We start from the raw sequence: 18,648 nt of genomic DNA, 5'->3' as shown, positions 1-18,648 counted from the left end.
TCAGTCCTCGGGCGACTGCTCCGTGTCCGTGGTGGTGGGGGTTGGCTTTTTGCGGAGGAGGAACATTGCTGCCGCGCCCAGTACGACCATCAGGACCGCTATTCCGGCGATCATCGGGGTCGCGCTTGAGCCGCCTGTTTCCGCGAGGTCGCCGCCGCCCGTGCTGGTGCCGCCTGCCGACGCGGGGCTCGGGACGGACATCGGTTCCGTCTTGTTGCCGATCGCGCTGGCCTCCGTACGGCAGTCGAGTACGCCCTTGAAGCGCTTCTCGTAGCCGTTCGGGCCCTTGATCGTGAAGTCGTAGGCCTGGTCCTCCTGCAGCGGGATCGTCACCGTCCGCGAGGTGCCGGCCTCGATGGTGTGCTTGAGGCCCATGAGGCGGAAGGTGAACGGCTGGTCGCCCTTGTTGCTCGCCGTGATGTCCACGCCGCTCTTGGCGCAGTTCTTCTCGGCGGACAGCGCCGGTATCGCGCCCTTCTTGGCCCAGGTCGCGCTCGCCGTGGCGGAGACCGTGGATTCGCTGGAGCCCGCGAGGATCTGCGTCTGGCTCCGGCTCTCGGAGGCGAAGGCCCGGCCGACCGGGATCGTGGTCGACGCCTGCACGGCGAGTGCCGCCGAGCCGTCGGGGGCGTCCTCGGGGATGTCGAAGAACAGCCGGCTGCCGTTGGCCGCGGAGGTGACCGGCTTGCCGTTCCTGCCGACGATCTTCACCCCGCTCGTCGCCGCGTCGGCGGGCGGGGTCACGGACACGGCGTCCGCGTCCGTCCGCACGGTGACCGGACCGATTCGCTCCCCCGCGCGTCCGGAGACCGCGGGCGGGTCGAGGGTCAGCGAGGCCCTGGGCTCGGCCGCACGGCGGGCGCTCTTGTAGAGGTAGTCCGCGAGCTTCTCGGCCTCCGGGTCGACCGCGTCCACCTCGGCGCCGTCCGAGTAGCGCCAGATCGCCACCTGGGTGCCGGCGGCCGCCTCCTGTTCGGTGAGCGTCCGCGCGCCCGCCTTCTGGGCCAGCGCCGCGAGGTCGTTCACCTGCGGGTAGGAGTGCTGCAGGATCCAGCGGATCCTGCCCGCGTCCTCGTTGCTGTTCAGCGAAGTGCCGCTCCAGGGGGTCTCCTGGTACTTCGCGTCCTTCTGCGTGGGGTTCTGGATGTCGACGCAGTACGTCTGCAGGGTGCCGCCGCCGTCGACGGACATCTCGAAGAGCCCGGCGGGCACCTGCTGGTCCGTCCCGTTCTCACGGATGACGGCCTGGCCGTACGTCTGGAGCCCGCCCAGCGTCGCGACGGCTCCGCCCTGGTGCTGCGGAACCTCTTCCGCGGCGGCGGAACCCGCGGTGGCTATCGCGCCGGCCGCGAGGGCCCCGGACGCCAGCGTCACCGCGGCGAGGCGCGCGGCGCCCCGTCTCCCCCGGGACGGGGCAGAGAGCACCGAGAACACCGAGGACGCCGGGAACGCCGAGAACGCGGAAACCACTGAACGTGCAAAAGACACAGAATTCCCCTCCGGACGGGACCCGTTCACGTCGAGGGGGGTGGTCCCGCCAGCAGATTGAAGGGGCAGAATCACCTGCCACCTGCGTGGCATCCACTACCAACTGCCCCGTGAGCTACCTTCGGCATCCTAGGGACGCGGCACACCACGGTCCCCCGTCCTACCGTTCGATAACCGATCCGACTCGGAATCGTTATCGCCAACAACCTTTCAGAACTGGGCTTATCGACAAATCACCGGCACCCATTCGCCGATAAGCCGCACATCGGTCGCCCTCCCTCTGACGGTTCATCACCCGACCGGCTCCGGCTCAGGCACCGGCTCGGGGTCAGGGCTGGGCTCCGGCTCATGACCGGGCACCCGCTCTCGCGCCGTCGCCGGATCCGTCAGCGCCGCATTGGCCTTCATCACACGCCGGAAAGCCGCCGTCCCGCGCGAGAGATCGTGGCCGACGGTCGTCGCGTCGATGTCCGCCGACGTCCAGTGCTGACCTCCCCGCTCCTCGTCGCGCACCCTCAACTTGCCCTGCACGATGACGGGTTCGCCGATCGTCAGCGACCCCTGCACGTTCGCGCCGAGCGCTCGCCTCGCCCACACCGTGAAGAAGTTGGTGTGGCCGTCCGCCCAGACGTTGCGCCCCGCGTCGTAGTACCGCGCCGTCACCGCGAGCCGGAACCGCGCCACCGGCCCGGAGGGCAGCTCCCGGAACACCGGCGTCGTCGCCACGTTCCCCACCACCGTCACCAAGGTCTCGTTCATGTCGAACCCCTCCCTCGTCCACTCGTCCCACTCCGCTTCCGCCGCCGCGGTGATCGCTCCCGCGGCTTCGATCTCAGAGTGGACCGATCGGGCCGGCCCCGCTGAGCCCTGTGGTCTACCGGGCAGTTGTGGAAAACCCCCTCACCCGTACGAGGGGGTCGGCCGGGGGGGCGGCGAGGAGCGGGTCGGCGAGAGAGGGCGTTGGGACAGGACTCAGCCGACCGCCGCCCCCGTCACCCGCACGTACTGCTCCCGTACCTCCAGATACCGCAGCAGCTCCGCCGCCACCGGATCCAGGACCCTCGCGCGCCCGCACCCGGCGGCCGCCTCCCGCAACCGCCGTTCCGCGTCCAGGCCATAGCGCCGCGCAGGCCCCCGTGCCGCCATCCGGCTCGCCCACTCCACGCAGGGGCCACCCACGATGCCGACCAGCATCAGCAGCACCGGCACGCCCAGGTTCGGCACGGCGATCCCGATGATCTGCGCCACCAGCCAGAGCCCGCCCACGACTTGGAGCAGCGTCATCGCCGCTTGGGCGAAGACCGCGACCGGCCACCATCCGGGCCGCGGCGGCTTCCCCTCCGGCACCCCGGCCGATGCCGTCAGCTCGTCGAGTGCCTCGGGCAGCCCGTCCGAGCCACGCACCGCGGCCTCCCGCACCGCCTGCCCCCAGGGCTGCGGCAGCCCCCAGGCGGCCTCGTCGGCCACCGTGCGCACCGCCTGCTCGACGCGCTGGCGGGCTGTGGCCTCCTCGTCCGCGGGCGCCTGCGCCACGGGCCAGCCGATGCCACGCGGCGAGCGCTGGGCCTCGTACCAGCGCCACAGCCGCAGCCACGGCGTCCCGCACGCCTTGCCCGCGTTGCGCCGCCAGGCCCGTTCCGCGGCCTGCCCGGCCGCGGCCGCGCCCACCGCGTCCGCGAGCCGGTCGGCGAACTCCTCGCGCGCCTCCTCGCTGAGCCCGATCCACGTGCGACCCCGGCCGCCGTGCGACGTGGCTCCGGCCCCGGCCGCGTACACGGGCCAGAGCTGGTCGGCGGTGGCGTCCAGGTCGGCCGCGATCCGCCGGGCGGCGGCGCCTCGCTCCTTGGTGAACTGGCCGAGGGTCTCCCGGAGTTCGTCGACCCCGTCGCCGGTCAGCGCGGACAGGGCGAGCACGGTGGCGCCGGGTTCGCCGTGTTCGCCGAGTGCGACGCCGTCCTCGTCGAGCAGCCGTCGCAGGTCGTCGAGCACCTGGTCGGCGGCGTCGCCCGGAAGGCGGTCCACCTGGTTGAGCACCACGAACATGACCTCGGCGTGCCCGGCCATGGGCCGCAGGTAGCGCTCATGGAGCATCGCGTCGGCGTACTTCTCGGGGTCGACGACCCAGATGACCGCGTCGACGAGCGTGAGGATGCGGTCCACGTGCGCGCGGTGCTCCCCGACCGCCGAGTCGTGGTCGGGCAGGTCGATCAGTACGAGCCCCTCCAGGGTGTTCAGGTCCGGTCCCTGGAGCGGGCGCCTGCGCAGCCGCCCCGGGATGCCGAGCCGGTCGAGGAGCCCGGCCGCGCCATCCGTCCAGCTGCACCCGATGGGGGCCGCCGTGGTGGGCCTGCGGACGCCCGTGTCCGAGATCGTCACGCCGGCCAGGGCGTTGAAGAGCGTCGATTTGCCGCTCCCCGTGGCGCCCGCGATGGCGACGACGGTGTGCCGGCCGGAGAGCCTGCGCCGGGCCGCGGCCTCGTCCAGGACCCTGCCCGCCTCGGCGAGCGTGGCGCTGTCCAGCCGGGTGCGGGAGAGCCCCACGAGTTCCCGCAGGGCGTCGAGCCGGGCGCGCAGGGGCCCTTCGTAGGCGGTCGAAACGCCGGACGACGTACTGGACGACGTACCGGATGCCGTACTGGTCGACGTTCCGGCGGAAGTTTCGGACGACGTACCGGAATGAGCACCGGATGGCGCAACGGAAGGCGGAAGGGAAGGCGCGCCGGAGGATGCCGCGGACCTGGTTTCCGCGGAGGCGTACGCGTCGGCGCCGCCCGCCGCCCCCTGCGCGGAGCCCTTGCGCGTGGCTCCGCCGCGCCGCGCGATCAGCCCGTCGTCCCAGACGACTTCGGAGTCACCGCGGGCCTCCCCGGCGGCGCCTCCGTGGTCCGTCGGCGTCGGCTCCTCGGGGGGCTCGTCGCGCTCGTGCTCGGTGTGATCAGTGACGGCAGTCACCGCGGTCACCTCTCCTTCTGCAGTACGGACAGCGCGGCGATCAGGTCGGCCTGGGGTTCGGGGTTCACGTCGAGGCTGTCGAGGGGGGCGAGGCGCCGTTCGCGCTCCGCGTCCAGGACGTTGTCCAGGTAGGTGGTGAGCAGGCGTCCGCCGCGGTCCCGCAGCCGGAGCGCTCCTTGGGCGCCGATCCGCTCGGCGAGCGTCTCTCCCGCCGAGCGTCCGCGGTCCCCGCCGAGCAGGGCCGTGGCGAGCAGGGCGGCCACCATCTCGGGGTCGGGCATGAGGTTCTTCTCGATCCGGTCGAGCTGGCGGACCTCGTCCTCCGCGTACTCCTCCAGGATGCGTCGCCAGCGTCGTACGGCCATCCCGATGCGGTGCTCGGCGCTCTCGGCGCTCTCGCCGTTCTGGACGGACCGGTCGCGGCCGCCGAGCTCGGGTGCCGCGGCGCCCGGCTCACGCCGCCACGCCTCGTCGATCCGCTCGTCGGCGGCGGTCACGGCGCAGAGCAGCAGCGCCTCCAGGCTCTCGGCGACGGCGTCGAGGAGTTCGCCCGCGCCGCAGTCCAGCGGATAGCTGCGCCACCGCTTCAGGGCGTCGCCCGCGAGGACGGCGCCCGCCTGCAAACGCTCCCGCACGCGCGCGTGCTCGTGTCCGTAGGCCTCGTCGACGGCTGAGGTGAGCCGTAGTGCGGCCGCGTACTGGGTGGCGACGGCGCCCGCGAGCTCCGGGACCCGCACGTTGAGGGACTGGATGACGCCGTGGGCCGTGCGCGCGATGGCCTCCGCGCGGGCCGTGGGTTCCTGGGAGCGGTGGGTGAGCCAGGCCCGTAGCGGCGCGACGGCGGTGGCGGGGAGCAGCCCGCCGCCGCCCGTGGACTCGGGCAGCTCGGGAACGGTGAAGCGCGGTACGTCGCCGAGGCCCGCCTTGAGCAGCAGCGCCCCGTACTGCCGCGACACCTCTGCCACCAGCTGGTGCGGGACCCGGTCGAGGACGGTGACGAGGGTCGCGTCGTGCTCCTTGGCGGTACGCAGCAGGTGCCAGGGCACGGCGTCCGCGTACCGGGACGCGGTGGTCACCATGACCCAGACGTCGGCCGCGGAGATCAGTTCGGCGGCGAGGATCCGGTTGTCGGAGATGAGGGAGTCCACGTCGGGGGCGTCCAGGAGCGCGAGCCCCTGGGGCAGGGTCTCCGCGGTCTCGATGCGCAGCGCGCGCTCGCCGTCGGGCGCGAGCGGCAGCAGGTCGTCGTTGCCGTCGTCGTCCTCGTCCCGGCCGGCCGAAGGCTCCGGACGCGGCACCCACACGCGCGTGAGGTCGGGCAGTACGCGCATGCCGGCGAACCAGTGCTGATCCTCCGGATGGCATACGAGTACCGGGGTGCGGGTCGTCGGCCGCAGCACCCCCGCCTCGCTGACCTGCCGCCCGACGAGGGAGTTCACCAGGGTGGACTTGCCCGCCCCGGTGGAACCCCCGATCACGGCGAGCAGGGGCGCTTCGGGGGCCCGCAGGCGGGGCACCAGATAGTCGTCGAGCTGGGCAAGGAGCTCGACCCGGTTGGCACGCGCGCGTGGCGCCCCCGCCAAGGGGAGCGGAAAGCGTGCGGCGGCGACACGCTCGCGCAGGGCGGAGAGTGCGTCGAGCAGTTGAGGCCGTACGTCCAAGGTCACCACATGCGAAGAATGCCCAATTTTGGCGGCTTTCTGAAGCATATGGGCACCCCTGCGCGCCGATCGGACACATGGGATGGAAGGGGCGACTGGGGCGCAGGCATAACGAGTGCACAACACCCGGGGCGTGAGACGCCAAAAGCGGTGCGAGATTCGCACCTGCCTGCGATTATCAGGACCGCTTCACTGAACCTCCACATAGTGCCGCGGAGGCGAAGCACCAGGGACAAGGACCCGGGAGCCCTATCCTTGTCCCCGGCAAGGTCACGGCTCGTCCCTTCACCCGGGCTCCAGGCCACCGGCCACCATCCGGCCCCCGTAGCTCAGTGGATAGAGCAGGCGCCTTCTAAGCGCTTGGCCGCAGGTTCGAGTCCTGCCGGGGGCGCTTCATGTGAGTCCTGTTCGGCCCTCCCCTTGGGAGGGCCTTTTTGCTGGTCGGGGGAAGTTGTTCGCTCGTTCGGAGGCGTGGCGGCGGGTGGGGGCGTTTCGCGGCTTTGTGGGGTGTGTGGGCGGTTCATGATCATGCGGGGTTTCTCGGAGCTGGGGGCCTCGCTTTTGATCTGGAGGTTGCCGTGCTTCTCGTCATCACCGTCGCCGTGCTGGCCCTGCTCGCGGGGCTGGCTGCCAATCGGTGGTTGCGGCCTCGGTTGATGGGTGATGACGATGCCGGGATGGCCGTCAAGGATCTTGTCGGGCCGTTGCTGACGCTGACCGTCCTCCTGCTGGCCTTCGTGCTGGTCACCGCTTCCGGCTCCTACGGGAAGGCCGAGGTCGCCGCCCGCGGCGAGGCCCGTGCGCTCGACCAGCTCACCGAGATCGCCGAGTACGCGCCCGCCGGCGAACTGCAGCGCATCCAGGCGGACGCCGTCTGCTATGCCCGCGCCGTCCGCAAGCAGGAGTGGCCCGCCATGGCCGACGGCAAGGGGTCCGCCGCGCCCAGCACATGGTCCACCGATGTCCGCCGCTCCTTCCGCACCCTGGAGGGCAAGCCCGTCTTCGGCATGCTGGTCGCCGCCGACAACAAGCGGTCCGACGAACGCGAGGAACGCCTCACCCAGGCCACGGCCAGCATCCCCAGTGCCATCTTCTGGTTCCTGCTCGCCACCCTCACCATCACCGTCGTGGCACTCGCCGTCTGTCTGCCCCGCAGGAACAAGCGGGGCCAGATCGTCGTGCTCACCGTGATCACCGCGCTCCTGACGGCCACGCTGTGCATCATCCGTGACGTCGACCGGCCCTTCGGCGGCATCATCGACGTCAAACCCACCGCGATCGCCGAGGTCGAACGGCAGGCCACCCGCGACTTCCTGGCCCGCCACGACGCCGCCGACCTGCCCTGCGACTCCGACGGCAACCGGCGCCCCGCCTGACCCGGGGGGCTCACTCCGGTAGTCGCAGCTCCCCGAAAGCCCCCTTTGGGACCGTGGGGCTTTGTGGGGTTACGGCCCGCACGCGCGCGTACCGCGTGCCTGGGGGTGGGCGGGTGTCCGGGGTGTCCTTGTTGGGCCAGTGGGCCATGGCTCGTTCTGCCTGGGCTGTGATCGTCAGGGAGGGGTTCACTCCCAGGTTCGCGGAGATCGCCGAGCCGTCGACCACGGAGATCCCCGGGTGGCCGTAGAGGCGGTGGTACGGGTCGATGACGCCTTCGTCCGGTGATGCGCCGATCGGGCAGCCGCCCAGGAAGTGTGCCGTCAGGGGTTTGTCGAGGAGCTCGCCCAGGTTCGTTCCCGCGAAGCCGTTGATGCGTTCCGCCACCAGGCCCGCCGCCTCCCAGCCCTCCGCGATGTGCACGGGGTTGGGCGCGCCGTGCCCCTGTTCGGCCGTCAGCAGGCGGCGGCGTCCCAGGCGGGTGGTGAGGGAGTTGTCGTGGGTCTGCATGACGAGGCCGATGATCGTGCGCTCCGACCAGCGGTGCGTCGACGCCACGCGCGCCACGAGCACGGGGTGGGTGAGGAAGGCGAGGACGGCGGCCAGCGGCTTGGGGAGGTTCCGGCTGTACTGCGGGACGCAGATCAGCGCCATCAGGTTGGAGCCCTTGCCGTAGCGGACGTTCTCGATGTGGGTGGTGGGGTTCGGGTGGATCGACGAGGTGATGGCGACGCCTCGCGTGAAGTCCAGGGGGCGGCCGGCGCCGTGTTTCTTGCGGTAGCGGCGCGGGAAGGTGACCGCGCCCACCAGCGCCTCGGAGTTGGTGCGGGTGAGTCTGCCGAGGCGGTCGGAGAGGCCCGGCAGCAGCCCCTCGTCCTTCATGCGGTGCAGGAGGGTCTGGGTGCCGTACGTGCCCGCCGCGAGGACGACGTGGCGGGCCCGCAGCACGGTGCGGCCACCTCTGCGGCGCCTGTTCGTGGGGACCGTCACCACCTCGTGGCCCCCCGCCACCTCCCGCACCGAGACCACCGTCGTCATCGCGCGGATCTCCGCGCCCGCTCGCTCTGCCAGGTACAGGTAGTTCTCGGTGAGCGTGTTCTTGGCGCCTACCTTGCAGCCCGTCATGCACGATCCGCACTCGGTGCAGGCCGCCCTCGAGGGTCCGGCCCCGCCGAAGTACGGATCGGGAACTTCCGTGCGCGCCCCGGCCGTTGAAGGACTGGAGCCGGTGGCGCCGCCGGTACCGCCACTGACCCCAGCCGCCCCGGCCGCCCCACAGCCGCCCGCGTCCGCCCCGTCGCCGAAGAACACGCCCACAGGCGTCAGCCGGAAGGTGTCCGCCACGCCCATCCGGTCCGCCGCGGCCCGCAGGTGCTCGTCCGCCTCGGTCATGGTCGGGTTCTGGCGTACGCCGAGCATGCGCCGGGCCTGGTCGTAGTACGGGGCGAGTTCCGCCTGCCAGTCGGTGATGCCCGCCCACTGTTTGTCCCGGAAGAAGGCGGGCGGCTGTACGTAGAGGGTGTTCGCGTAGTTCAGCGAGCCGCCGCCCACCCCGGCGCCCGCGAGGACCATGACGTTGCGCAGGAGGTGGATGCGCTGGAGGCCGTAGAGACCGAGGGCCGGAGCCCAGAGGTAGTTCCGCAGGTCCCAGGAGTGCCGGGGCAGCGAGTCGCGGGTGAAGCGGCGCCCCGCCTCCAGGACGCCGACCCGGTAGCCCTTCTCGGTCAGGCGCAGGGCGGCCACCGAACCGCCGAAGCCCGAACCGACCACCAGTACGTCGAAGTCGAAGGCGCCCTCACCCCCGTCAGGCTCGCCGCTCACCGTGCGGACTCGCCGTAGAGCGCCTCGATCTCGTCCTTGTACGCCGCCGCCACCGCGTGCCGTTTGATCTTCAGGGAGGGGGTGAGCAGGCCGTTGTCCTCCGTGAACTCGCCCTCGACGAGGGAGAACTTGCGGATCGACTCGGCCCGCGACACCGCCTCGTTCGCGTAGTCCACGGCCTTCTGGATCTCCGCGATCATCTTCGGGTCCCGGCACAGTTCGGCGAGCGGGGTGTCCTTCGGGCGCTTGCGCACGGCGAGCCAGTGCTCGACGGCCTCCGGGTCCAGGGTGATGAGCGCGGCGACGTACGAACGGTTGTCGCCGACGACGATGCACTGTCCGACCGGCGCCCTGCTGCGCAGCCGGTCCTCCAGGATCGCCGGGGAGACGTTCTTGCCCCCGGACGTGACGATGATGTCCTTCTTGCGGCCGGTGATCGTCAGGTAGCCGTCGCCGTCGAGCGCACCCAGGTCACCGGTGGCGAACCACTCGTCCCGCAGCACGGCGTCCGTCGCGGCCGGGTTGTTCCAGTACGAGCCGAAGACGATGCCGCCCTTGATGAGCACCTCCCCGTCGTCCGCGATGCGGATGGCGGTGCCCGGCACCGGAAGGCCCACCGTCCCGGGCCGTGGCTTGAGCGGTGGCGTGATGGTCGCGGCGGCCGTGGTCTCCGTCAGGCCGTACCCCTCGTAGATGATGATTCCGGCGGCGTAGAAGAAGAGGTTCAGGCGCCGGTCGAGGGGCGAGCCGCCGCTGATGGCGTAGCGCAGCCTGCCGCCGACCTCCTTGCGGATGCGGCGGTAGACCAGCAGTTCGTACAGCGCCCAGCCGAGGTAGAGCCCGAGGGAAGGGCCGGGGGCACGCGTGCCTTTCCCCTTCGCCTTTACCTGCTCCTCGCCCTTCCCCTGTGCCTCGCCCTCCCCCTGCCCCTCGCCCGCCCCCGCGTCGAGGAACTTGTTCAGGTACGCCTCCCCGAACCGCACCGCGATCCCCTCGGCCCGGTCGAAGGACGCGCCGCGCCCGATCTTCTCCGCGGTCGCGCGCCCCGTGTCGTGGATCTTCTCGAAGAGGTACGGGACGCCGACGACGAACGTCGGCCTGAACGAACGCAGTTCGGGCCGCAGTTCGTCCGGCTTGATGCTCGGGCAGTGGCCAAGTTCGATGCGGGCGAGCATGCACGCGATCTGGATGGTGCGGCCCAGGATGTGGGCGAGCGGCAGGAAGAGGAGCGTGGAGGCGACCTGTCCCGTGATCTCCTTGAAGATGGGATGCAGCAGGTCGACGGTGTTCGCGGCCTCGGCGTGCAGGTTGGCGTGGGTCAGGACGCAGCCCTTGGGCTTGCCGGTCGTGCCGGACGTGTAGCAGAGGGTGGCGATCGAGTCCGGGGTGAGGGCGGACCTGCGCTTGGTCACTTCCTCGTCGGACAACTCCGCGCCCATGTCCGCCAGTTCGCGCAGGGCGCCGTCGTCGACGCAGAGAAGGCGCGGCGGGTCGGGGAGATCCGCGGCCGCCGCCTGGGCCGTCGCGACGTTCTCCGCTGTCTCCGCGATCAGCAGCGTCGCGCCGGAGTCCCGCACGATCCACTCGATCTGTTCCGCCGCCGATGTGGCGTACACGGGCACGGTCTGCCCGCCCGCCGCCCAGATCGCGAAGTCCAGTACGGCCCACTCGTAGCGCGTACGGGACATCAGCGCGACCCGGCCGCCCGGCTGGAGCCCGGCCGCGATCAGCCCCTTCGCCGTGGCGGTGACTTCCTGCGCGAAGGCCGCCGCGGTGACCGGACGCCACTGGTCGCCCTGCTTGCGGCGCAGGACGATGGCGCCGGGCGCCTCGGCGGCGTTGGTGAAGGGGATGTCGGCGGTGCTGCCCGCGGTGGGCCTGGCCGCGAGCGGGGCGGTGCGTGCCTCGCGCACGGTGCCGTGCTCGTCCCGGACGATCGCCACCGTGGCGCGCTCCGCGAGGCCACGGTGGCGTTGCGCCCGTTTCAGATCCTTGCGTACGCCCATGACGACTCCCGGCTCCCGGCTACCGACTGACGTGCCTAGCAACTGACGTGCCTGGCGACTGACGTGCAGAGGTGATGCGGTGCGTACTTACTGGGAGGTCAACTTACCCACGCGTAGGGAAAGTTCAATGGGTTGGGCGGCAGAGAAATCAGCGAGCCACCCGCACCCGGATGACAAGAACCGGGGAGAGGGGAGCGCTCACCCCGAGGAGGAGCCGCCCCCCGGCACCCACACCTCCCCCTCGAGGACCCGCCCCATCCCCACCCACACCATGTTCATCAGCCGCAGGGTGACCCCCTCCGGCGACTGCCCGGGATGGCCGCCCATCCAGTCGGTGAGCGAGTCCGCCGCGCCGACCAGCGCGTGCGCCACGAAGTCGGCGTCCTCGTCGTCCAGTTGGGACCCGCCCGGATTCTGCGCGATGCCGTCCCAGACCAGGCCCGCGACCTCCGCCATCACCGCACGCCGGGCGTCGGCGACGGCGGACGCGATCGCCTCGCTCAGCTCCGACGCCTGGCGGTGCAGCACGACCCAGCTGTCGCGATGCTCGGCGACGAAGGCGAAGAACGCCGAAAGACCCGCGTGCAGGCGCAGTTCGGGCGCTTCGCCGCCGGCCCGTGCCGCATCCTGGAACGCGGCGACCAGGCGGTCGGCCTCGCGCCGCAGGCAGGCGAGGAAAAGCCCCTCCTTGGAGTCGAGATAGAGATAGACCATCGGCTTGGAGATCCCGGCCAGTTCGGCGATCTCGTCCACGGACGCGGCGTGGTAGCCGCGCTTGGCGAAGACCGTCACCGCCACATCGATGATCTGCTGCTCGCGCTCCTGGCGCGGAACGCGCTTTCGTCGTCCCTCAGTTCTCCCGTTGACCGTCACCCTTGCAGCCTCCCAGACTCGGAGCTACCTTACCCTTTAGTAAGTTTACTCTTGAGTAAGGAGATCGCCATGGCGGACGGCATCGGCGGCCCCGAGGGCCTGGCCGGACTGGACTTCGCGAGCGTCACCCCCGAGGAGTTCGCGAAGATCGTGAAGGGGCTCTCCGGCAAGGAGATCACCGCGATCGCCCAGGACGCCGAACTGCGCGCCCGCGTCCTGGAGGAGGTGTTCGGGCGGATGGGCCGGCAGTTCAAGCCGGAGGCCGCGGGCACCGTCGAGGCGCTCATCCGCTGGAAGATCACCGGGGTCGACGAGGCCGTCTACGAGACGGAGATCTCCCGGGGCACCTGCGCCGTCCGCGAGGGCCGTTCGGACGCCGAGCCGCGCGTCACGCTCGTGATGGCCGACGCCGAGTTCCTCAAGCTGGTCTCCGGCAACGCGAGCCCCGTGACGATGTTCATGATGCGCAAGCTCAAGATCGTGGGCGATGTGGCGTTCGCCGCCGGTCTGACCCGCTACTTCGACATCCCGAAGGCCTGACCCCGTACGTCTGGACCGACCCCCTGAAGGGAGCACAGCATGGCCTTCTCGCTCGAACTGACCGAGGAACAGCGGGATCTGCGCGGCTGGGTGCACGGCTTCGCCGCCGACGTGGTGCGGCCGGCGGCCGCCGAGTGGGACGAGCGCGAGGAGACGCCCTGGCCCGTCATCCAGGAGGCCGCGAAGATCGGCCTGTACGGATTCGAGTCCCTGGCCGACCTGTTCGGCGACCCCAGCGGGCTCTCGCTGCAGATCGCCAACGAGGAGCTGTTCTGGGGCGACGCGGGCATCGGGATGGCTCTGTTCGGCACGTCGCTCGCGGTCGCCGGGATCTTCTCGGCGGGCACGCCCGATCAGCTCGCCGAGTGGGTGCCGCAGTGCTTCGGCGACGAGGACGACCCCAAGGTCGCGGCGTTCTGCGTCTCCGAGCCCGACGCGGGCTCGGACGTGTCGGCGATGCGGACGCGCGCGACGTACGACGAGGCACGCGACGAGTGGACCCTGTCGGGCCAGAAGGCGTGGATCACGAACGGCGGCATCGCGAACGTCCATGTGGTGGTCGCCTCCGTCGACCCCTCGCTGGGCTCGCGGGGGCAGGCGGCCTTCATCGTGCCGCCCGGCACACGCGGTCTCGAAGGTGCCAAGAAGATCAAGAAGTTGGGGCTCAGGGCCTCGCACACCGCGGATGTCTTCCTGGACGACGTACGCGTTCCCGGGCACTGTCTGCTCGGCGGCAAGGAGCGCCTCGACGCCCGGCTCGCGCGGGCCCGTGAGGGGACCACATCCGGTTCCGGAGGCCGCGCGCAGGCCGCCATGGCGACCTTCGAGGTGAGCCGCCCGACGGTGGGGGCGCAGGCGCTGGGCATCGCGCGGGCCGCGTACGAGTACGCACTCGACTACGCGGGCTCCCGGGTCGCCTTCGGCCGCCCCATCATCGAGAACCAGTCCATCGCCTTCGCGCTCGCCGACCTGCGGACCGAGATCGAGGCCGTGCGGCTGCTGATCTGGCAGGCGTCGTGGATGGCGCGCAACGACAAGGCGTTCGACGCGGGGCAGGGCTCGATGTCCAAGCTGCGGGCCGGTGAGCTGGCCGTTTCGGCGACCGAGAAGGCGGTGCAGGTGCTGGGGGGCGCGGGGTACAGCAGGGAGCATCCGGTGGAGCGGATGTACCGGGACGCGAAGATCTACACGATCTTCGAGGGGACGAGCGAGATCCAGCGTCTGGTGATCGCACGGGCCATCTCGGGGCGGCAGATCCGCTGAGGGGGGGCGGCGGATTCGCTGACGCGGCGTGCGGTGAGCAAGCCGCGGGCCCGAAGCCTCGCGCCCCACGGATCACCGGCTCCGCCGAGTTCGTCCTCAAACGCCGGACAGGCTGAAAATCCCTCAAGCCTCACCTGAGCTGCGCCGATGAAAAGATCATGACGTCGACGCACCTCTCCCTCCGTGAGCCCGACGCCGTCCTCGGGCTGATCAACAGCCGAAGCGACGCCGGGCGCAGGCTCTGGCGCGGCGTCCTCTGTCTGCTGCCGGCCTGTGTCGTCGCGTTCGCCGGGTTCCAGCGGCGCTGGATGTCCGACGACGGGCACATCTACGTCCGCACGGTCCGGCAGATCCTGGCCGGCAACGGCCCCGTCTTCAACGCGGGCGAACGCGCCGAGTCCTCCACCGGCACCCTCTGGCAGTGGCTGCTCGTGCTCGCGGGGCTGCCGGGCCTCGACATCGCCAGGGCCGCGATGTACGGCGGGCTGCTGCTGACCGCGGCCGGGTTCGCGCTCGCCTCGCTCGGGGCGCTGCGGTTGTACGCACGCCACGCGAACGGCACGACCAACACGACCCAGGCGGTCCTTCCCCTCGGCTGCCTCGTCCTGCTCGCGCTGCCGCCCGTCTGGGACTTCGCCACATCGGGCCTGGAGACGGGGCTCGCCACCTGCTGGATCGCGGGCGCCTGGCTCCTCCTGGTGACCCGGGCCCGGTCGCTCGGCACGTGCGTGGTCCTGGGTCTCGGCCCTCTCGTGCGGCCCGACCTGGCGCTCGTGTCCGCCGTCTTCCTCGGTGCGCAGTGGCTGATGGCGCGGCCCTCGCGGCGGGCCGCCTTCGGCGGTCTGGGAGCGGCCCTCGCGCTGCCGGTCGCGTACGAGATCTTCCGGATCGGGTACTACGGGCAGCTGATGCCGCTGCCCGGGGTGACCAAGGAGGCCTCGCAGAGCCTGTGGGGGCGCGGGTTCGACTATCTCGCGGACTTCGCCGGGCCGTATCTCCTCTGGGTGCCCGCGCTGTTCCTGCTCGCCGCGCTGCTACCCGCCACGGCCGTCCGGCGGGACGCCGCCTCCCTCGTCCCCGCGCTCGCGCCCGTCGTCGCGGGGCTCCTCTGCTGGGCCTACGTCATCAAGGTGGGCGGCGACTTCATGCACGGCCGGATGTTCCTGCCGGGGCTGCTCCTCATGCTCCTGCCGGTCTTCCTGGTGCCCTGCACGCGCGCGTGGACCATCGCCACGGTGGGCGTCGGGATCTGGGCCGTGGCCTGCGCGAGCTGGCTGCGGATTCCGTACGAGGGGCGGATCGGGCCCGGCGGCGTCGCGGACGAGCGCGGTGTGTACGTCCAGCAGAACGCGGCGGCCCACCCCCTCCACCACGACTTCGCGGGCTACCCGAGCAACGTCGCGTACGCCCGTCTCGTCCGCGAGGCCGACCGTGCGGGCACGCCCGCCCTGTTCCTCGCCAGGACCCCCGCCGGCGCCAACTCCCCCACGATCACCGGCGTCTACAGCACCCTCGGCTTCAGCGGGACCGTGGTGCCCCTGGACGGCGCCGCCCTCGACCCGATCGGGCTCGCCTATCCGCTGGCCGCGCACTCCGAGCGCATCGACGGCCGGGTGGGCCACGACAAGCGGCTGCCGGACACGTGGATCTTCGCCGACCGTGGCCGTGGCCCCTTCCCCGAGGGCCTCGACCCGGCGGGTGTGGCCGCCGCCCGGCGTGCGCTCGACTGCGGTCCGCTGGCCGAGCTGCGGGCGGCGACGCGGGACCCGATGACGCCCGGCAGGTTCCTGCGCAACGTCACCGGCGTCTGGGAGCGCACCTCGTTCCGCTTCCCCAACGACCCAGTGCGGGCCGAGCGTCAGCTCTGCGGTCGGCGCTAGGGTCCCGCTGACCCTAGAGGCCGCCGGTGATCTCGCCGTCGTCCTCTTCTCCGCCGCCGTGGCCGGAGCCGCCGGTCAGGCGGTCCGCCTGGCGGACGGCGGTCGCGAGGTCACGCAGGGACTTGTCGCCGTCGGTGTCCGATGACAACTCATCTGCTTTGCCTGCCAGTTCGGCCAGGGAGCGCGCGCCCGGCAGGGGCTCCCGGGAGGGTGAACCGGTGGAGGTGGACAGCGGCTCGGGGGCGTCGCCCGTCGTGCCGGTGCCGTGCCGCAGCCCGTCCGCGAAGTAGGCGGCGACCGCCGCGGTGCGCAGGCCGCGGTCGGCGTCCCACAGGCCGCCTTCCATGTCCCCGGACTCGATCTCGTTCGACTCCTCGTGCGGGACACGGCTGTCGGGGTCGAGCCAGCGGACGCTGGCCGTCGCCACATGCCCGGACTCGCCCGGCCTCATCCGTACGGCATACAGCGCGGTCACCGTATGTCCGGGACCGACCTCGCCGCCGTCCACGCTGTCGTCGCGGAAGTCGTCGTCGGCGACCGCGCGGTTGTCGTAGCCGATGAGCCGGAACTGCTTGACGGTCCGCGGGTCGAAGGCGACCTGCGCCTTCGCGTCGCGGGCCCGCAGCTCGATGTGGGCGGGGAGCTGCTCGCAGAAGACCTTGCGGGCCTCCTCGGAGTCGGACACGTACGTGGTGTGGCCGTCGCCCTTGTCGGCGAGGCGTTCCATCAGGGCGTCGCCGTAGTCGCTGCCGACGCCGACCCCGAAGAGGGTGATGCCGTGTTCGCGGCGGGCGTCGGAGATGCGCTCCAGGATGGCGTCGGCGCTGGTCTCTCCGGTGTTGGCGAGGGCGTCGGAGAGGAGCACCACGCGGTTGGTCGCGCCGTCGCGCCTTCCGCCCACCGCGGTGTCGTACCCCGTGCGGACGCCCGCCTCCAGGTTGGTGGACTGGGTGGGTTCCATGGCGCTGATGGCCGAGTGCACCTTGCCGCGGTGGTCGCCGAGGCGGGTCATGGGCAGCATGGTCTCCGCGCTGTCGCTGAAGGTGACGAGCGCGACGGAGTCGTCGGCGCGGAGCTCGTCGGTCATGATCGCGAGCGATTCCTTGACCAGGTCGAGCCGGCCGGGCTCCGCCATCGAACCGGAGACGTCGATCACGAAGGTGAGGGCGGCGGGCGGGCGTTCACCGTCCGACGTGTCGCCGCGGGTGGCGAGGCCCACCCGCATCAGGGACCAGTCGTCGTCCTCGGTACGGGCGCCGTCCACGTTCACCGAGAAACCGTCGCCGTCGGGGCGCGGATAGTCCTGGCGGAAGCTGTTGACGAACTCCTCGGGGCGTACGGTCGCCGGGTCCGGGAGGCGGCCTTCGGCGAGGGTGCGGCGGGCGTAGCCGTAGGAGGCGGTGTCCACGTCCAGGGCGAACGTGGAGAGGTAGTCGGGGCGCGGGGTGAAACCGCGCCCCTTTTCGTCCTGTTGCTCTCCGGGGGTGGCCGCGTCGCCGGTGCCGGGCGAGGCGGGGCCCGGCGCGGGCAGCGGAGCCGTGCCTCGCCGCTCCCTTCCGCTCTTGTCGGCGGCCCCGTCCGTGTTCTCGGCGCCGGAGCTGCAGCCGGTGAGCAGGATCCCGCCCGCCACGGCTGCGGCGAGCAGCCCCCGCCGTACTTTCCAGGTCCGCATCCGCATCCGCACCCGCATCCCGGCCCCCTCGCGTCGTCGGTTCACATGACTGTGACGCGGGGGGTGGGGTGAACGCTCGCTCGGGAGGATTGCGGAAGAGTCTCAATGCGGGAACGGGCCCCTGGGCCTTGGCCGCCTCGGTCACCGGCTCCGCCGAGTTCGTCCTCAAACGCCGGACGGGCTGAAAGACCTCCGGTCTGGCTGTAGTTCGCCACGCGGCCGGAGGGTGAGGGGCCGTCAGAGCTCCCTCACGACACCACGTCCTTCCGCGCGAACCCGCGGAACGCCAACGCGAACAGGACCAGTGCGTACGCCACCGAGACTGCGGAGCCCTGGATCATTCCGTTCCACTCCATCTTCGGCTGGATCGCGTCCGCCCAGGCGAACTGCCAGTGCGCGGGGAGGAAGTCGCGCCAGGCGCCCAGTGCCGTCACCGCGTCCAGGACGTTGCCGACGATGGTCAGGCCGACCGCGCCGCCCACCGCGCCCAGGGGCGCGTCCGTCTTCGTCGAGAGCCAGAACGCGAGGGCGGCCGTGACCAGTTGGGAGACGAAGATGTACGCCACGACGATCACCAGGCGCTGCGCTGCCGTACCGGCGGGCAGGGTGCCGCCGGTCGGGATCTCCAGTGGGCCCCAGCCGTAGGCCACCGTCCCGACCGCGAGGGCGACCAGTGGGAGCAGGATCATCGCCGCCGCGCTGAGGCCGAGCGCTACGGCCAGCTTCGACCACAGGAGGCGGGCCCGTGGGACGGGAGCCGCCAGCAGGTAGCGCAGGGACGACCAGCTTGCCTCCGAGGCCACCGTGTCCCCGCAGAACAGCGCGACGGGGATGACCAGGAGGAAACCGGCGGAGACGAACAGGCACGTCGCCGCGAAGTTCCCGCCGGAGGCCGTGGCCGTGTCCATCAGCGTCACCCGGCCGCTCCGGGACTCCGGCGAACCGGCGATGGCGAACGCCGCGACGAGCACGAAAGGCAGCAGGGTCATTACCCCCGCCATGACCAAGGTCCTGCGCCGCTTCAGTTGGCGCACCGCCTCGACCCGCAGCGGCAGCGTGCGGCCGGGGCGGTAGCCGGGAGCCGTGGCGCGCTGCGTGCCCGGATGCATGCCCGGCTC

General features: G+C 71.6%; 13 protein-coding genes and 1 tRNA gene. 5 read left to right on the top strand and 9 right to left on the bottom strand.

What is annotated here, in order from left to right:
* The 4 genes from AB0M70_RS06115 to AB0M70_RS06100 form a co-directional block, all read right to left on the bottom strand.
* Nucleotides 1-1,374, bottom strand: a complete 1,374-nt coding sequence (locus AB0M70_RS06115; RefSeq protein WP_365816849.1) for a Cys-Gln thioester bond-forming surface protein — start codon at nt 1,372-1,374, stop codon at nt 1-3.
* 405 nt (nt 1,375-1,779) lie between these two features.
* The gene (locus AB0M70_RS06110) at nt 1,780-2,247 is read right to left on the bottom strand and encodes a single-stranded DNA-binding protein (protein WP_365816847.1); all 468 of its coding nucleotides are present in this window, start codon (nt 2,245-2,247) and stop codon (nt 1,780-1,782) included.
* Nucleotides 2,248-2,460: 213 nt separating this feature from the next.
* Nucleotides 2,461-4,440, bottom strand: coding sequence for a GTPase (locus AB0M70_RS06105; protein WP_365816845.1), 1,980 nt, complete (start codon nt 4,438-4,440; stop codon nt 2,461-2,463).
* Nucleotides 4,441-4,445: 5 nt separating this feature from the next.
* A complete protein-coding gene (locus AB0M70_RS06100; RefSeq protein WP_365816843.1) occupies nt 4,446-6,110 on the bottom strand; it encodes a dynamin family protein in 1,665 nt (554 codons plus the stop codon).
* 309 nt (nt 6,111-6,419) lie between these two features.
* Here AB0M70_RS06100 and AB0M70_RS06095 point away from each other — a divergent pair.
* Nucleotides 6,420-6,492 (top strand) — tRNA-Arg (locus AB0M70_RS06095).
* A 187-nt stretch (nt 6,493-6,679) separates the two neighbouring features.
* A complete protein-coding gene (locus AB0M70_RS06090) occupies nt 6,680-7,477 on the top strand; it encodes a hypothetical protein (RefSeq protein ID WP_365816841.1) in 798 nt (265 codons plus the stop codon).
* A 10-nt stretch (nt 7,478-7,487) separates the two neighbouring features.
* Here AB0M70_RS06090 and AB0M70_RS06085 read toward each other — a convergent pair whose 3' ends face one another.
* The 3 genes from AB0M70_RS06085 to AB0M70_RS06075 form a co-directional block, all read right to left on the bottom strand.
* Nucleotides 7,488-9,296 (bottom strand): GMC family oxidoreductase, encoded by a 1,809-nt coding sequence (locus AB0M70_RS06085; RefSeq protein WP_365816839.1) that lies wholly within the window; start codon nt 9,294-9,296, stop codon nt 7,488-7,490.
* The gene (locus AB0M70_RS06080; RefSeq protein WP_365816837.1) at nt 9,293-11,302 is read right to left on the bottom strand and encodes an AMP-dependent synthetase/ligase; all 2,010 of its coding nucleotides are present in this window, start codon (nt 11,300-11,302) and stop codon (nt 9,293-9,295) included. Before AB0M70_RS06080 ends, AB0M70_RS06085 begins: the two co-directional genes overlap by 4 nt.
* A 198-nt stretch (nt 11,303-11,500) precedes the next feature.
* Nucleotides 11,501-12,175 (bottom strand): TetR/AcrR family transcriptional regulator, encoded by a 675-nt coding sequence (locus tag AB0M70_RS06075; RefSeq protein ID WP_365816835.1) that lies wholly within the window; start codon nt 12,173-12,175, stop codon nt 11,501-11,503.
* Nucleotides 12,176-12,244: 69 nt separating this feature from the next.
* On the opposite strand from AB0M70_RS06075, the gene AB0M70_RS06070 reads away from it, so the two are divergent.
* The 3 genes from AB0M70_RS06070 to AB0M70_RS06060 all read left to right on the top strand — a co-directional run bounded on the left by AB0M70_RS06070 (nt 12,245) and on the right by AB0M70_RS06060 (nt 15,858).
* Nucleotides 12,245-12,715, top strand: coding sequence for an SCP2 sterol-binding domain-containing protein (locus AB0M70_RS06070; protein ID WP_365816833.1), 471 nt, complete (start codon nt 12,245-12,247; stop codon nt 12,713-12,715).
* Nucleotides 12,716-12,754: 39 nt separating this feature from the next.
* Complete coding sequence (locus AB0M70_RS06065) at nt 12,755-13,978, top strand: acyl-CoA dehydrogenase family protein (RefSeq protein WP_365816831.1); 1,224 nt, start codon at nt 12,755-12,757, stop codon at nt 13,976-13,978.
* 158 nt (nt 13,979-14,136) lie between these two features.
* The gene (locus AB0M70_RS06060) at nt 14,137-15,858 is read left to right on the top strand and encodes a hypothetical protein (protein ID WP_365816829.1); all 1,722 of its coding nucleotides are present in this window, start codon (nt 14,137-14,139) and stop codon (nt 15,856-15,858) included.
* A 13-nt stretch (nt 15,859-15,871) separates the two neighbouring features.
* Here the strand turns inward: AB0M70_RS06060 and AB0M70_RS06055 are convergent, their stop codons facing one another.
* Nucleotides 15,872-17,548 carry a von Willebrand factor type A domain-containing protein gene (locus AB0M70_RS06055; RefSeq protein WP_365817578.1) on the bottom strand — a complete coding sequence of 559 codons (1,677 nt, stop codon included), beginning with the start codon at nt 17,546-17,548 and terminating at the stop codon, nt 15,872-15,874.
* 230 nt (nt 17,549-17,778) lie between these two features.
* Nucleotides 17,779-18,639 (bottom strand): ABC transporter permease, encoded by an 861-nt coding sequence (locus AB0M70_RS06050; protein WP_365817576.1) that lies wholly within the window; start codon nt 18,637-18,639, stop codon nt 17,779-17,781.
* Nucleotides 18,640-18,648 lie beyond the last annotated feature (9 nt).

The organism is Streptomyces sp. NPDC051214, assembly GCF_040682375.1.
Classification (GTDB): Bacteria; Actinomycetota; Actinomycetes; order Streptomycetales; family Streptomycetaceae; genus Streptomyces.
This window is presented reverse-complemented; position numbering and strand designations above follow the sequence as displayed.

Bases quoted from the DNA above. Each gene is read 5' to 3' on its own strand.
- AB0M70_RS06110 (WP_365816847.1), bottom strand. From the start codon at position 2,247: ATGAACGAGACCTTGGTGACGGTGGTGGGGAACGTGGCGACGACGCCG.
- AB0M70_RS06080 (WP_365816837.1), bottom strand. From the start codon at position 11,302: ATGGGCGTACGCAAGGATCTGAAACGGGCGCAACGCCACCGTGGCCTC.
- AB0M70_RS06070 (WP_365816833.1), top strand. From the start codon at position 12,245: ATGGCGGACGGCATCGGCGGCCCCGAGGGCCTGGCCGGACTGGACTTC.
- AB0M70_RS06065 (WP_365816831.1), top strand. From the start codon at position 12,755: ATGGCCTTCTCGCTCGAACTGACCGAGGAACAGCGGGATCTGCGCGGC.
- AB0M70_RS06060 (WP_365816829.1), top strand. From the start codon at position 14,137: ATGACGTCGACGCACCTCTCCCTCCGTGAGCCCGACGCCGTCCTCGGG.
- AB0M70_RS06055 (WP_365817578.1), bottom strand. From the start codon at position 17,548: ATGCGGGTGCGGATGCGGATGCGGACCTGGAAAGTACGGCGGGGGCTG.
- AB0M70_RS06050 (WP_365817576.1), bottom strand. From the start codon at position 18,639: ATGCATCCGGGCACGCAGCGCGCCACGGCTCCCGGCTACCGCCCCGGC.